This window comes from Streptomyces sp. NPDC003284, assembly GCF_053589675.1.
The window spans coordinates 189,789-204,015 of the sequence record NZ_JBSFSI010000012.1; the positions used below are offsets into that span (position 1 = coordinate 189,789).

Below are 14,227 nucleotides of genomic sequence, written 5' to 3' on the forward strand. Positions count from 1 at the left end.
TGGAGACCTGGACGCCCGGGTGCCGGGGCCGGACGGGGTCGCCCCGCTCATGCACCGCGTGCACCTCGTGCACCGCGTACCCCGGGCGGACGCCGCCGTCCGCCGCTCGCCGCGCTACGGCGTCGCTGCCGGTGCCGGTGTCGCCGACGTACCGTCGGCACCGGCGCGTTCGGCGAGACCAGGGAAGGCTACGCTGCCCCCGCGCCAGCCCACCGCCCGGACCGCCGCCTCGCGCAGCGCCCCGGCGGCCTCCCGCCGCCGCTGCCCGGTGGCGGCCCGCACGGCATCGGCGTAGACCCCGGCCACCCGGTCCTCCAGCTCGGCCGCGAAACGCAGCGCGGTGGCCGCGTCGGGCACCGGGAACGGCAGCGCGTAGGCGGCCGCCGCGGCCACCGGCTGCCCGCCCAGGGAGCGAACCTCGCGCACCAGCGCGTCCCGGCGCGCCCGATGGGCGTCGTACGCCGCCCGCGCCGCCGCCCGCCGCTCCTTGCCGACCCGGCCGCCGACCACGCCGTACCCGTACACGGCGGCGTGCTCCGCGGCCAGCGCCGCCTGGAGCGCCCGCAGTTCCCGCTCGGTCGCCTCGCTCACTTGCCCCCCTCGGTCAGCAGATACGCGTGCGCGGCCCCGGCCGCCGCCACCGAGGCCAGCAGCCGGGCCAGCTCGCCGGGCACCTGGAGCAGCGCGTCCGTCCGGCGGTCGGCGAGCGAGCGCTCCGCCGCGGCGAGCGAGGCGAGCGCGTCCCCGGGCCGGGCCGGAACCCCCGCCGACGCGGAGGCCGCCGCACCACCGGAGGCCGCCGCACCGCCGGAACCGGAAGGCCCCGCCGTACCCGCCGCGCCGCCCCCGCCCACCGCTGCCCGGACCGCGTCCGTCGCGGCCGGTGACGCGGGCGGTGTTCCGCCGTCGCCGGAACCCGCCGTCGCCGTCGCGGAGGGGGAGGGGGCCGCCGCGGACGCTCCCGCGCCGCCGAACGCGGCGGCGTGGCGCGCCACTTCGGCCCGCAGCGGCGCCAGCCGCCCGGCCAGCGCCGGATGCGCGGCGAGCACGGCGTCGTAGCGCCGCGCCAGGTCCTCGCTGTCCCGGACCGCGCCCGCGCGCACCCGGTCGGCGAGCGACGGACCGCCGCCGCTGTCACCGGAGGAGTCGCCTCCGGCGGAGCAGCCCGCGAGCAGGGCGACCCCCGCCGCCGAGGCGAGCAGGCTCCTTCTGCGCGGGCCCGAGGGGGCCTGCGAGGGTGAGGGGAACGGCACGGCAGACGTCCTCGGGTGCGTACGTACGGAGCGGGAAGGGCGAACAGACGGACAGGCGGACGGACAGGCCCTGCCCGTGATCACCGTACCCGCGCGCGTCCCGGGCGCGGCTCAGCGCCACCACCCTCGCCCAGGTGGACGGCAACACCCCCTGGGACCGGATACCCTTTGACCAGACACGCGAACCGTCCCACAACAGCACACGCGGCCGAGGAGTCACCCGGATGAGCACCACCCAGAGCGAGAGGCTGCGGGAGCTGCTGGAACCGCTCGTCACCTCCCAGGGGCTGGACCTCGAAGAGATCGCCGTGGACTCCGTGGGACGCAAGCGGGTGCTGCGCGTCGTCGTCGACTCCGAGACCGGTGCCGATCTGGACGCGATCGCCGATGTGAGCCGCGCGCTCTCGGCGAAGCTCGACGAGAGCGACGCGATGGGCGAGGGGGAGTACACCCTTGAGGTCGGCACCCCCGGCGCGGAGCGCCTCCTCACCCAGCCTCGTCACTATGTGCGCGCCACGGGCCGGCTGGTGAAGTTCCAGCTGGCCGAGGGCGGCGAGCTGGTGGCCCGGATCGTCGCCGTCGACGACGAAGGACTCGACCTCGAGGTGCCCGGAGTCAAGGGCCGCAGGCCCACGGCCCGCCGGGTCGCCCTGGCGGACGTGGCCAGGGCCCGTGTGCAGGTCGAGTTCAACCGCAAGGACAGCACCGACAGCACGGGCAGTACGGACGACAGCAGGACCGAGAAGGACATGAAGGAAGAGGAGGAGGCGTAGCCGTGGACATCGACATGAGCGCCCTGCGGGGCTTGGTGCGGGAGAAGGAGATCTCCTTCGACCTGCTGGTCGAGGCGATCGAGTCGGCCCTCCTCATCGCCTACCACCGCACCGAGGGAAGCCGCCGCCACGCGCGCGTGGAGCTCAACCGGGAGACCGGGCATGTGACCGTGTGGGCGAAGGAGGACCCGGAGGACCTCGAAGAGGGCCAGCGGGCCCGCGAGTTCGACGACACCCCGTCCGGCTTCGGCCGGATCGCCGCCACCACCGCGAAGCAGGTCATCCTCCAGCGGCTGCGCGACGCCGAGGACGACGCGACGCTCGGTGAGTACGCCGGACGCGAGGGCGACATCGTCACCGGCGTCGTCCAGCAGGGCCGCGACCCGAAGAACGTGCTCGTGGACATCGGCAAGCTGGAGGCCATCCTGCCGGTGCAGGAGCAGGTCCCCGGCGAGACGTACCCGCACGGCATGCGGCTGCGCTCGTACGTCGTCCGGGTGGCCAAGGGGGTGCGCGGCCCGTCCGTCACCCTCTCGCGCACGCATCCCAATCTGGTGAAGAAGCTCTTCGCCCTGGAGGTGCCGGAGATCGCGGACGGCTCGGTCGAGATCTCGGCGATCGCCCGCGAGGCCGGCCACCGTACGAAGATCGCGGTGCGGTCCACCCGTTCGGGCCTGAACGCCAAGGGTGCCTGCATCGGCCCCATGGGCGGCCGGGTGCGCAATGTGATGGGCGAGCTGAACGGCGAGAAGATCGACATCGTCGACTGGTCGGACGACCCGGCCGAGATGGTGGCGAACGCGCTCTCCCCGGCCCGGGTCTCCAAGGTGGAGGTCGTCGACCTGGCGGCCCGCTCCGCCCGGGTGACCGTGCCGGACTACCAGCTGTCCCTGGCGATCGGCAAGGAGGGGCAGAACGCCCGGCTGGCCGCCCGCCTCACCGGCTGGCGCATCGACATCCGCCCGGACACCGAACAGGCCGGGGAATAGACCGGGAACAGATCGCCGGGGAACAGATCGCCGGGGAATGGATCCAGGCCGCACAGCGCTGGGATCACGACAACAACCGTTCGAATCCTCCCCCCGAGGGGTGAGGTGTGTGCGGGGAGGTAGACTTAGCGGTGTCTGGCCGGACGCAGGCCCGAGCATGCCCTGAACGCACCTGTGTGGGGTGCCGGGAGCGAGCGGCCAAGACGGATCTGCTGCGCATCGTGGCGATCGAGGACGAGTGCGTCCCCGATCCTCGCGGTACGCTGCCCGGCCGGGGTGCGTACGTACACCCCGCCCCGGTCTGTCTCGACCAGGCGGTACGCCGCCGGGCGTTCACGCGGGCGTTGCGTGCCCCGGGAGCGCTCGACACAAAGGCGTTGCGCCACCACGTCGAGCGGACAACAGTTGCCGAGCAGGCAACACGGTAGGAAGACGAGTCGCACGGAACCCGCCGTGCGGCCTGGTACCTCGCGAGTCGAAAGCAGGTCGAGATTGCGATGAGCACTCGATGAGTACGCGATGAGTACGCCCATGAACTAGCGACGGTCCGGCCGCAACCCGGACCTCAAAGGAGCGAAGTGGCTAAGGTCCGGGTATACGAACTCGCCAAGGAGTTCGGTGTGGAGAGCAAGGTCGTCATGGCCAAGCTCCAGGAACTCGGTGAATTCGTCCGATCGGCATCCTCGACGATCGAGGCGCCCGTAGTACGCAAACTGACCGACGCCTTCCAGCAGGGCAGCGGCGGCGGCAGGTCCGCCAAGCCGGGTGCCCCGAAGAAGGCCGCCCCCAGGCCCGCAGCGCCCTCGCCGGCGCCGGCAGGGGGCACCTCCCAGGGCGCCAGGCCCGCGGGAGAGCGCCCGGCCGCCCCCAGGCCGCCGGCCGCGCCCAAGCCCGCCGCGGCGCAGACGCCCGCGGCCCCCTCGGCTCCCGCGCCGGCCCCCGGCCCGCGTCCGGTGCCGGGTCCCAAGCCCGCCCCGCGTCCGGCCCCGGCCGCGCCCGCCGCTCCGGAGTTCACCGCTCCGCCGTCGGCTCCGGCGCCGTCCCCGGCCGCCGCGCAGGGCCCGCGCCCCGGTGGCGCGCGTCCCGGTGCTCCCAAGCCCGGTGGCGGCCGTCCTGGCGGTGCCGGCCAGGGCCAGGGTCAGGCCCGTCCGGGCCAGGGCGCCCCGCGCCCCGGTGGCCAGGGCGCACGCCCCGGTGCCCGTCCGGCCGGTCCGCGTCCGGGCAACAACCCCTTCACCTCCGGTGGCTCCACCGGCATGGCGCGCCCGCAGGCGCCCCGGCCGCAGGGCCAGCGTCCCGGCGGCCCCGGTGCTCCCGGCGGCGGCCCCCGTCCGCAGGCGCCCGGCGCCCAGGGCGGCGGTCCGCGTCCGCAGTCCCCGGGCGGTCCGCGTCCGACCCCGGGCGCGATGCCGCGTCCGCAGGGCGGTCCCGGCGGTCCCCGTCCCGGCGGCCCGCGTCCCAACCCCGGCATGATGCCGCAGCGTCCCGCTGCCGGCCCGCGTCCCGGCGGTGGCCCCGGCGGCCGCGGTCCGGGCGGTGCGGGTCGTCCCGGCGGCGCCGGCCGTCCCGGTGGCGGCGGCTTCGCCGGCCGTCCCGGCGGTGGCGGCGGCGGTCGTCCCGGTGGCGGCGGCGGCTTCGCCGGTCGTCCCGGTGGCGGTGGCCCCGGTGGTGGCGGCGGCTTCGGCGGCGGCGGTGGCCGTCCCGGCTTCGGTGGCCGTCCCGGCGGTCCCGGTGGCCGTGGTGGCACACAGGGCGCCTTCGGCCGTCCCGGCGGTCCGGCGCGTCGCGGTCGCAAGTCGAAGCGGCAGCGGCGCCAGGAGTACGAGGCCATGCAGGCCCCGTCGGTCGGCGGTGTGATGCTGCCTCGCGGCAACGGCGAGTCCATTCGCCTGTCGCGCGGTGCGTCGCTCACCGACTTCGCCGAGAAGATCAACGCCAACCCGGCGTCGCTCGTCGCGGTCATGATGAACCTGGGCGAGATGGTCACGGCCACGCAGTCCGTCTCGGACGAGACGCTGCAACTCCTCGCCGGCGAGATGAACTACACGGTTCAGATCGTCAGCCCCGAGGAGGAGGACCGCGAGCTGCTCGAGTCCTTCGACCTGGAGTTCGGCGAGGACGAGGGCACCGAGGAGGACCTGGTCGTCCGTCCGCCGGTCGTGACCGTCATGGGTCACGTCGACCACGGAAAGACCCGGCTGCTCGACGCCATCCGCAAGACGAACGTCATCGCGGGCGAGGCCGGCGGCATCACCCAGCACATCGGTGCCTACCAGGTCGCGACCGAGGTCAACGGCGAGGACCGCGCGATCACCTTCATCGACACCCCGGGTCACGAGGCGTTCACCGCCATGCGTGCCCGTGGTGCGAAGTCGACCGACATCGCGATCCTGGTCGTCGCGGCCAACGACGGCGTCATGCCGCAGACGGTCGAGGCGCTCAACCACGCCAAGGCGGCCGACGTCCCGATCGTCGTCGCGGTCAACAAGATCGACGTCGAGGGCGCGGACCCGACCAAGGTGCGCGGTCAGCTGACCGAGTACGGCCTGGTGGCCGAGGAGTACGGCGGCGACACCATGTTCGTCGACATCTCCGCCAAGCAGGGTCTGCACATCGACTCCCTGCTGGAAGCGGTCATCCTGACCGCCGACGCCTCGCTCGACCTGCGGGCCAACCCCGACCAGGACGCGCAGGGCATCTCGATCGAGTCCCGTCTCGACCGCGGCCGCGGTGCCGTGGCGACGGTCCTCGTCCAGCGAGGCACCCTGCGGGTCGGCGACACGATGGTGGTGGGCGACGCCTACGGCCGCGTGCGCGCCATGCTCGACGACAACGGCAACAACGTCGCCGAGGCCGGTCCCTCGACGCCGGTCCAGGTCCTCGGCCTGACCAACGTCCCGGGTGCGGGCGACAACTTCATCGTGGTCGAGGAGGACCGTACGGCCCGCCAGATCGCGGAGAAGCGCGCCGCCCGCGAGCGCAACGCCGCGTTCGCCAAGCGCACGCGCCGCGTGTCCCTGGAGGACCTGGACAAGGTGCTCAAGGCCGGCGAGGTCCAGCAGCTGAACCTGATCATCAAGGGCGACGCGTCCGGATCGGTCGAGGCCCTGGAGTCCTCCCTGCTCCAGCTGGACGTCGGCGAAGAGGTCGACATCCGCGTCCTGCACCGCGGCGTCGGTGCGGTCACGGAGTCCGACATCGACCTGGCGATGGGCTCCGACGCCATCGTGATCGGCTTCAACGTGCGCGCGGTCGGCCGTGCGCAGCAGATGGCCGAGCGCGAAGGCGTGGACGTCCGGTACTACTCGGTCATCTACCAGGCGATCGAGGAGATCGAGGCGGCCCTCAAGGGCATGCTCAAGCCGGAGTACGAAGAGGTCCAGCTGGGCACGGCGGAGATCCGCGAGGTCTTCCGCTCCTCCAAGCTGGGCAACATCGCGGGTGTCCTCATCCGCTCCGGCGAGGTCAAGCGCAACACCAAGGCCCGGCTCCTGCGCGACGGCAAGGTCATCGCGGAGAACCTCAACATCGAGGGCCTGCGCCGCTTCAAGGACGACGTCACCGAGATCCGCGAAGGCTTCGAGGGCGGTATCAACCTCGGAAACTTCAACGACATCAAGATCGACGACGTCATCGCGACGTACGAGATGCGCGAGAAGCCGCGGGTGTAACACCCCACGGCATCCCCGCACCGGCCGACGGGACCTGGTTCCCGCCGGCCGGTGCGGCGCGCCAGGGGCGTACCGCCGTCATGGTGGTGCGCCCCTGCTCCGTGCGGTCCCCGGACCGCGGCCCGGCGCGGCGGCGGACGGGGCGGACGGGAAACCCCGTCGAGCCACCGGCCGGATCGCGGTACCGTTCTTGATGTCCCTGCCCGTATCGAAGGCAGGACCATCGATCCCGTACCGGCGGGCAACCCGGACACACATGTACGTGGGGACTCTGTCCTTCGACCTCCTCCTCGGCGACGTCCACTCGCTGAAGGAGAAGCGCTCCGTCGTCCGCCCGATCGTCGCCGAGCTCCAGCGGAAGTTCGCGGTGAGCGCGGCCGAGGTGGACCACCTGAACCTCCACCGGCGGGCCGTCATCGGCCTCGCCGTGGTCTCGGGGGACGCGGCGCACCTGACCGACGTACTCGACCGGTGCGAGCGGCTGGTCGCCGGGCACCCCGAAGTGGAGCTGCTGTCCGCCAGACGGCGCTTCCACGGCGAGGATGACGACTAGAAGCCCGGTCCGGTCCGGACCTGACCGGCGGGCGGCGGCCCCGACCGCACCCACCGCACCACACCACGAAACGCAGCAGCAAGAAGCGACAAGAAGAACGGGAGACGGACCAGTGGCCGACAACGCGCGGGCGAAAAGGCTGGCGGACCTCATCCGAGAGGTGGTGGCCCAGAAGCTCCAGCGCGGGATCAAGGACCCGCGGCTCGGCTCGCACGTCACCATCACGGACACCAGGGTCACGGGCGACCTGCGGGAGGCGACGGTCTTCTACACGGTCTACGGGGACGACGAGGAGCGCAAGGCCGCGGCGGCCGGACTGGAGAGCGCCAAGGGCATCCTGCGCTCCGAGGTCGGCCGTGCCGCCGGGGTGAAGTTCACCCCGACCCTGGCCTTCGTCGCCGACGCCCTCCCGGACAACGCCCGGACCATCGAGAGCCTCCTCGACCGGGCCCGCCAGTCCGACGAGAAGGTGCGCGAGGCCTCCGCGGGCGCCGCCTACGCCGGTGAGGCGGACCCGTACCGCAAGCCCGGGGCCGAGGACGCGACCGACGAGACGGACGACAGCACCGAATGACCAGCAAGCCCACCCCGCCCGACGGCCTTGTCATCGTCGACAAGCCGTCGGGCTTCACGTCGCACGACGTCGTGGCCAAGATGCGCGGCATCGCCAGGACCCGCCGCGTCGGCCACGCCGGCACCCTCGACCCCATGGCGACCGGGGTCCTCGTCCTCGGGGTGGAGCGGGCCACCAAGCTCCTCGGCCACCTCGCGCTGACCGAGAAGGAGTACCTGGGCACGGTCCGGCTCGGCCAGAACACGGTCACCGACGACGCCGAGGGCGAGATCACCTCCTGCGCGGACGCCTCCCATGTCACCCGGGAGGCCGTCGACACCGCCGTCGCCAAGCTCACCGGCGAGATCATGCAGGTGCCGTCGAAGGTCAGCGCCATCAAGATCGACGGCGTGCGGTCCTACAAGCGGGCCCGCGACGGCGAGGAGTTCGAGATCCCCGCCCGGCCGGTGACCGTCTCCTCCTTCACGGTGTACGACGTCCGCGAGGCCGTCGCCGAGGACGGCACCCCGGTGCTCGACCTGGTGGTCTCGGTGGTCTGCTCCTCGGGCACCTACATCCGCGCCCTCGCCCGCGACCTGGGCGCCGATCTCGGGGTCGGCGGCCACCTCACCGCGCTGCGGCGCACCCGCGTCGGGCCGTACAAGCTGGACAGCGCCCGGACGCTCGACCAGCTCCAGCAGGAGCTGACCGTGATGCCGGTCGCCGACGCGGCCACCGCCGCCTTCCGGCGCTGGGACATCGACGCCCGGCGCGCCCGGCTGCTCGGCAACGGCGTGCGCCTGGAGATGCCCGAGGAGTACGCGGGCGGCGGGCCCGTCGCCGTCTTCGACCCCGAGGGGCGCTTCCTCGCGCTGGTCGAGGAGGAGCGCGGCAAGGCCAAGAGCCTGGCCGTCTTCGCCTGACCGGCCGCCCGCCTCCGCCCCCGTGGAGCGGCGGACACGGGGTGTCACCCCGGCCGCCGCTCCACGGGGGCGCTCGCTTCCCCCGCTCCCGGCCGGTATCCGGCGACCCCCGGATATTCACCCGACCGTGCAGGCGCTCGGAGTGAACCGCGGGGGCGCAGGGGGGCGCGTTCGCCTCACGATCTTTCCCGCTGATCGTTTCGCGCCTACCGTCGGGGACAGGGCGGAACCGGGACGAGATCGACATGTCGACGGGGACGCGACAGGCACTGGGCGCGGCTGCACGGCGGAACGGCGGCACGGGCGGGGAGGTCGGACCATGGCGGCAGCACGGGAGCCGCGGCCGGAGGCCGTGTCCGGCGCGCCCGGTGGCGTGCCCGGCGGACGACGCGGCGGCGGCAGGCACGCCCACCGGCCCGCACCGCGGCGCGGACCGGTGGCGGGGGCCGCTGCCGGGGCCGCTTCCGCCCTGACCGCCGCTCCGAAGCCCCCTCCCGGACCCTCGGCCGCCGCCGGGGCGCGCGACCGCGTCCTGGACGCCTCCCTGGTGTACGTCAGGGACCTGGCGGGACGCCCGCGCGGCACCGGTTTCGCCGCCGACCACCACGGCACCGTGATCACCAGCCACGAGACCGTGGCCGGTCTCAGCGCCCTCGTGCTGCACCCGCACGGCGCGGACGGCCGCTCCCGCGTCGTGGGGGCCGACGCGGTGACCGAGCTGCCCGGCCTGGACCTCGCGCTCGTGCGGACCGAGGGCCTGGACCTCGCGCCGCTGCCGGTGGCGGCGCCCGGCCGGGTGCGGGCCGGCGGCTATGTGCGGATCGCGGCCGGCGGCTGGCGCGAGGCCCGCGTCCTGGACACGGCCACCGCCACCTACCCCGCCGACGGCCGCTCCCACCACCTGGACGGCGTCCTGGAGCTCGCCATCGGCACCGCGGGCCGGGACGCCCTGCGGCCGGGCGGCGGAGCCGCCGGGGGACCGGTGCTGGACCCGGAGACCGGCGCCGTGGCCGCCGTGCTCGGCACGGCGCTCTGCTCCGGCCCCCGCGCCACCGGCTTCGCGGTACCGCTGCCGCCGGGCGACGGCCCGGAAGGCCCGGACGGCCCCCTGGCCGAACTGCTCGCCCGCAACGCGGCCACCGTCCCCGCCTACGGCCCCGATCTGAACCTGGCGGGTGTCCTGGAACTGACGGCCACCTCCGTCGCCCAGGAGGCCCCGCGAGGCGCCCTCCCGGACCCTCCGTACCATCCGCCCGCCCCGGCGACCGCCCCGTACGGGCCGCCGGTCGAGCGGCCCGCGGTGGCCCGCGCACTGGACGCGTTCGGGCGCGGACCGGGGGCCGCACCGGTGGCCGGACCAGTGGCCGCACCGGCGGTGCTCGGCCTGGTGGGGCCGCCCGGCAGCGGCCGTACGACCGAACTCGCGGCGCTGGCCGGGCGCCGCGCCCGCGGGGACGCCCCCGCGCCCACCCTGTGGCTGCGCGGCGCCGACCTGCACGGCGCCGACACCTCGGTGGCGGACGCGGCCGGACGGGCGCTGGAGCGGGCGGCCCGCATCGTCTCGGCCGCGCGGGCACCGCTGCCGGCCGGTCTCGCCGGTCTCACCCCGGAGCGGCTCGCCCACCTCGCCCGCGCCCAGGGGCGGCCGCTGCTGCTCCTCCTGGACGGCCCCGAGGAGATGCCGTCCGCCCTGGCGGACCGGCTCGCCGAGTGGACCGAGGGCACCACCCGCTGGCTGCGCGGCACGGGGGCGCGGCTGGTGGTCGCCTGCCGGGACGCGTACTGGGAGGCGGCGGGGGCCGACACGGCGGCGGGCGGCCCCGCGGATCCCTCCGCGGCCTGCCTGCGGCTCGGGGACCTGCGTCCCGAGGAGGCGCGTACGGCCCGTGCCCGGTACCGGATCCCGGACGGCGCCCTGGCCGACGCCGACGCCCGCCACCCCCTCACGCTCCGGCTGCTGGCCGAGGTGCGCGCGGCGCTGCCCGGCACCGGCGGCCACCCCCGCCTCGACCGTGCCGACGTCCTCGCGGCCCACCTGGACCTGATGTGCCTGCGCGTCGCCGTCCGGCTGGCCGCCGAGAACGACCTGCGCGGCACCGCCGTCCGCCGCCTCGCGGCCCGGGTCTCCGGCCAGGTGCACGAGGCCGCCCGGCGCAGCCTCGGCCCCGGGCAGGGGGAGCTGGACCGGGCCGCGTTCGAGGAGGTGTTCCCGTGGGGCCCCGCCCCCGCGCGCCTGGGCGGCGGTACCGGCTGGGCGTCGGCCGTCCTCACCGAGGGCCTGATCGTCCCGGCCGGTGACGGCTACCGCTTCGCCCACGAGGAGCTGGCCGACTGGATCCAGGGCGGCCACCTCGACCTGGACGAGGCCCTGCGCGTCCTGGTGCACCGGCGGCACATCCCCGGCGAGCCGCACCACCCGCTGCCCGTGCCGCACCACCGCATCGGCCCCATCGTCCAGGCGCTGCTCCTGCTCGCCCGCCAGCACGGCCCGCGCCGCCTCGCCGTCCGGCTGGAGGAGCTGATCTGCGCCCTGGACGGCGACCCGCACTCGTGGTGGGCGTCCCGGCTGCTCGCCGGTGTTCTCCGGCGCGTCACGGACGCCACGCCGTACGCCGGAGTGCTGCGGCTGCTCGCCGACCGGATCGGCGTCTGGCGGCAGTGCGGCCTCCCGGTGCCGAGGGGTTTCGGACCCGGCTTCTGGGCGGCGCTGCACCTGTCGGCCACCGACCGCTGCGACCTGCTCCGCCGCCTGCTCCTGGGCGACGGCCCGGCACCGGAGCCCGGCCCCGTCGCCGTCGCCGGTCCCGCGCGGGAGGTGCGTGAAGATCCCGCGCGGTGCCCGGACACCGGCGGCCGACCGGCGGACGCCACCACCGGCCCGGCGCGGACGCCCGCCACCGGCCACCCCGCGCAGGCGCCCGCCGCCCACCCGGCGGCACAGGCGTCCGCACCCGGCCCCGGGCAGGAGCCCGGCCCCGCGCATGCGTCCGGCTTCCCGCAGGCGTCCGGTTCCCCGCAGGGGACCGGCACCGGCGCCGCTGCGGACGGCCCGCGTCCGCTTCGCTATCTGGACGCCGTCGCCCGGCTCCTCGTCGCCGAACCGGCCACGGTGCGACCGCATCTGACCCGCTGGTTCGACGACGAGCGGCCCCTGCCCGCCGCGCCGCACGCCACCGTGGCCACGGCCGCCCAGGCGCTGCTGTACGCCCATCGCGACCCGGACCCGGACGCTCTCATCGAGACGCTCGCCGACTGCCCGCACCCGCGTGCCGCCGAACTGCTGGCCGCGCTCGCCGAGGAGGAACCGGCCCTCCTGTGCCGGGCCGTCGCCCGCTGGGCGGACGAGGAACGCCCGGACCGGCGCGCCACGGCGGTGGCGCAGGCACTGCGCACCGTGCCCCACGTCCGCGCCGACTCCGACCGCGCGCTGCTGCGCGGCGCCGCCCGCGCCGTGCTCGCCCGTCCCGCCGACACTGCCCTGCACGGCGGCGCGCTGGCCCTGCTCGTGGCCGACCCGGCGACCCGCGCCCGGCACCTCCCGCAGGCGCTGCGGCACTTCGCCGCCGGTGACGCCCATCTGCCGCCCGACGCGCTCACCCTCGCGCTGGCCACCCACCCCGAGGCGGTCCTCGCCGCCTTCGGCGAACGGCTGCGGCACGGCCCCGGCGCTGCCGAGGCGCTGCGCACCCTCGCCGACGCCACCACACCCGGGCTCGCCCGGCGCGTCGCCGCCGTGGTCCGGGACGCGGTGACACGGGCGCCGGACACCGCCGCCGCCGTCGCGGCGTACGTCGACCGGCGCCTCGACCAGGGGCCGGGCGCCCGCGCGATGCTGTTCCCGCTGCTCACCGCCCTCCTGGAGACCAGCGGCCCCGACTGCCCCGACAGCCCCGACTGCCTGGACAGCCCCGCGGGCGGCCCCGCCGCGCTGCGCTCGGCCCTGGGCGCGGTCCTCGCCACGCCCGGCTCCCCGGCGTCCCGCGTGCCGCGCCGGGAACTGCTCGATCTGCTGCTGACCCGCGAGACGGACCCGGATGTGCTGGACACGGTGCTGCGCGCCGCCGCGCCCGGCGCCGAGGAGGATCTGCGGCTCCTCGTCCACCGGGTCGGGCTGCTGCTCGTCCGCACCCCGCAGGGCGCGGCCGTCTTCGACCGGGCCCTCGCGGAGCTGGGCCGCGAGGTCCCCGGCTTCGCCGCGCGGCTGGCCGGCTGGCTCACCGGCGCGCCGTACGACTGGGCCGTCCTGGTGGGTCCCGGCGCCCGCAGGACCCGTGAGAAGCATCCGGCCGGGGCAGCGGCCCCCGTCCCGCCGCCGACGGCCGTCCCGCCGGTCCCCGTCTGACCGCCGCGTCTGACCGCCGCCGCGCAGGCCGCCGCGCACGCCCGCCGCTCACGTGCACCCGGTCACAGGGCCCATGCCGATGCGGGCGGCGCGGGCCGGGCATGGCACCCTTAGACCTGCGGACAAGGCGGCAGGGCGACCCGGATGACGGCAATCCGGGCGGCATCCGGCCAACAAGGACACGGGTTCGACGAGGAGCGGTCACAGTGCAGCGCTGGCGTGGCTTGGAGGACATCCCCCAGGACTGGGGGCGCAGCGTCGTCACCATCGGGTCCTACGACGGGGTCCACCGCGGCCATCAGCTCATCATCGAGCACGCCGTGAACCGCGCCCGCGAGCTGGGCGTGCCCTCCGTCGTCGTCACCTTCGACCCGCACCCCAGCGAGGTGGTGCGCCCCGGCAGCCACCCGCCGCTGCTCGCCCCCCACCACCGCCGCGCCGAGCTGATGGCGGAGCTGGGCGTGGACGCGGTGCTCGTCCTGCCGTTCACCACGGTGTTCTCGCAGCTGTCCCCGGCCGACTTCGTCGTCAAGGTGCTGGTCGACAGGCTGCACGCCAAGGCGGTCGTCGAGGGCCCCAACTTCCGCTTCGGCCACCGCGCCGCGGGCACCGTGGACTTCCTCGCCGAGCAGGGCAAGCTCCACGACTTCGAGGTCGAGGTCGTCGACCTGTACGTCACCGGCGCGGCGGGCGGCGGCGAGCCGTTCTCCTCCACCCTGACCCGGCGCCTGGTCGCCGAGGGGGACGTCGGCGGCGCCCGCGAGATCCTGGGCCGCCCGCACCGCGTGGAGGGCGTGGTCGTACGCGGCGCCCAGCGCGGCCGCGAGCTGGGCTTCCCCACGGCCAACGTGGAGACGCTCCCGCACACCGCGATCCCCGCCGACGGCGTCTACGCCGGTTATCTGCACGCCCAGGGCGAGGTGATGCCGGCCGCCGTCTCCGTCGGCACCAACCCGCAGTTCGACGGCACCGAGCGCACCGTCGAGGCGTACGCGATCGACCGCGTCGGCCTCGACCTGTACGGCCTGCACGTCGCCGTGGACTTCCTGGCCTTCGTGCGCGGCCAGGCCAAGTTCGACTCCCTGGACGCCCTCCTGGAGACGATGGCCGAGGACGTCAAGAAGTGCCGCGAGATCATCGCGGCGGACGACCGGCAGGTCTGAGCCGTCC

The 14,227-nt window shown here is 75.4% G+C and carries 11 protein-coding genes; 9 read left to right on the forward strand and 2 right to left on the reverse strand.

From position 1 onward, the window contains the following. Positions 1-114: 114 nt before the first annotated feature. The gene (locus tag ACWDYF_RS24660; protein WP_389473303.1) at positions 115-591 is read right to left on the reverse strand and encodes a DUF4439 domain-containing protein; all 477 of its coding nucleotides are present in this window, start codon (positions 589-591) and stop codon (positions 115-117) included. Continuing rightward, positions 588-1,253, reverse strand: a complete 666-nt coding sequence (locus tag ACWDYF_RS24665; RefSeq protein WP_389473305.1) for a hypothetical protein — start codon at positions 1,251-1,253, stop codon at positions 588-590. Before ACWDYF_RS24665 ends, ACWDYF_RS24660 begins: the two co-directional genes overlap by 4 nt. 224 nt (positions 1,254-1,477) lie before the next feature. Here ACWDYF_RS24665 and rimP point away from each other — a divergent pair, with 224 nt between their 5' ends. The 9 genes from rimP (at position 1,478) to ACWDYF_RS24710 (ending at position 14,220) form a co-directional block, all read left to right on the forward strand. Further along, positions 1,478-2,026, forward strand: coding sequence for a ribosome maturation factor RimP (gene rimP / locus ACWDYF_RS24670; protein WP_389473307.1), 549 nt, complete (start codon positions 1,478-1,480; stop codon positions 2,024-2,026). 2 nt (positions 2,027-2,028) lie between these two features. Beyond that, positions 2,029-3,015: a transcription termination factor NusA gene (nusA, locus tag ACWDYF_RS24675; protein ID WP_018569390.1), complete on the forward strand. Its 987-nt coding sequence runs from the start codon at positions 2,029-2,031 to the stop codon at positions 3,013-3,015. A 131-nt stretch (positions 3,016-3,146) separates the two neighbouring features. Next, positions 3,147-3,443 (forward strand): YlxR family protein, encoded by a 297-nt coding sequence (locus ACWDYF_RS24680; protein WP_078509704.1) that lies wholly within the window; start codon positions 3,147-3,149, stop codon positions 3,441-3,443. A 150-nt stretch (positions 3,444-3,593) separates the two neighbouring features. Continuing rightward, on the forward strand, positions 3,594-6,686 hold the full coding sequence (gene infB, locus ACWDYF_RS24685; RefSeq protein ID WP_381741314.1) for a translation initiation factor IF-2: 3,093 nt from the start codon (positions 3,594-3,596) through the stop codon (positions 6,684-6,686). Between the two features lie 256 nt (positions 6,687-6,942). Next, positions 6,943-7,239 carry a DUF503 domain-containing protein gene (locus ACWDYF_RS24690; RefSeq protein WP_018569388.1) on the forward strand — a complete coding sequence of 99 codons (297 nt, stop codon included), beginning with the start codon at positions 6,943-6,945 and terminating at the stop codon, positions 7,237-7,239. Between the two features lie 112 nt (positions 7,240-7,351). After that, positions 7,352-7,813, forward strand: a complete 462-nt coding sequence (gene rbfA, locus ACWDYF_RS24695) for a 30S ribosome-binding factor RbfA (RefSeq protein WP_381741316.1) — start codon at positions 7,352-7,354, stop codon at positions 7,811-7,813. Further along, the gene (gene truB, locus ACWDYF_RS24700; RefSeq protein WP_381741318.1) at positions 7,810-8,715 is read left to right on the forward strand and encodes a tRNA pseudouridine(55) synthase TruB; all 906 of its coding nucleotides are present in this window, start codon (positions 7,810-7,812) and stop codon (positions 8,713-8,715) included. The genes rbfA and truB overlap by 4 nt, the downstream gene beginning before the upstream one ends. A gap of 319 nt (positions 8,716-9,034) precedes the next feature. Then, positions 9,035-13,057 carry a trypsin-like peptidase domain-containing protein gene (locus ACWDYF_RS24705; protein WP_389473312.1) on the forward strand — a complete coding sequence of 1,341 codons (4,023 nt, stop codon included), beginning with the start codon at positions 9,035-9,037 and terminating at the stop codon, positions 13,055-13,057. A 206-nt stretch (positions 13,058-13,263) separates the two neighbouring features. Then, a complete protein-coding gene (locus ACWDYF_RS24710; protein WP_381741322.1) occupies positions 13,264-14,220 on the forward strand; it encodes a bifunctional riboflavin kinase/FAD synthetase in 957 nt (318 codons plus the stop codon). Positions 14,221-14,227: the final 7 nt, after the last annotated feature.

Bases quoted from the DNA above. Each gene is read 5' to 3' on its own strand.
- rimP (WP_389473307.1), top strand. From the start codon at position 1,478: ATGAGCACCACCCAGAGCGAGAGGCTGCGGGAGCTGCTGGAACCGCTC.
- ACWDYF_RS24690 (WP_018569388.1), top strand. From the start codon at position 6,943: ATGTACGTGGGGACTCTGTCCTTCGACCTCCTCCTCGGCGACGTCCAC.
- truB (WP_381741318.1), top strand. From the start codon at position 7,810: ATGACCAGCAAGCCCACCCCGCCCGACGGCCTTGTCATCGTCGACAAG.
- ACWDYF_RS24705 (WP_389473312.1), top strand. From the start codon at position 9,035: ATGGCGGCAGCACGGGAGCCGCGGCCGGAGGCCGTGTCCGGCGCGCCC.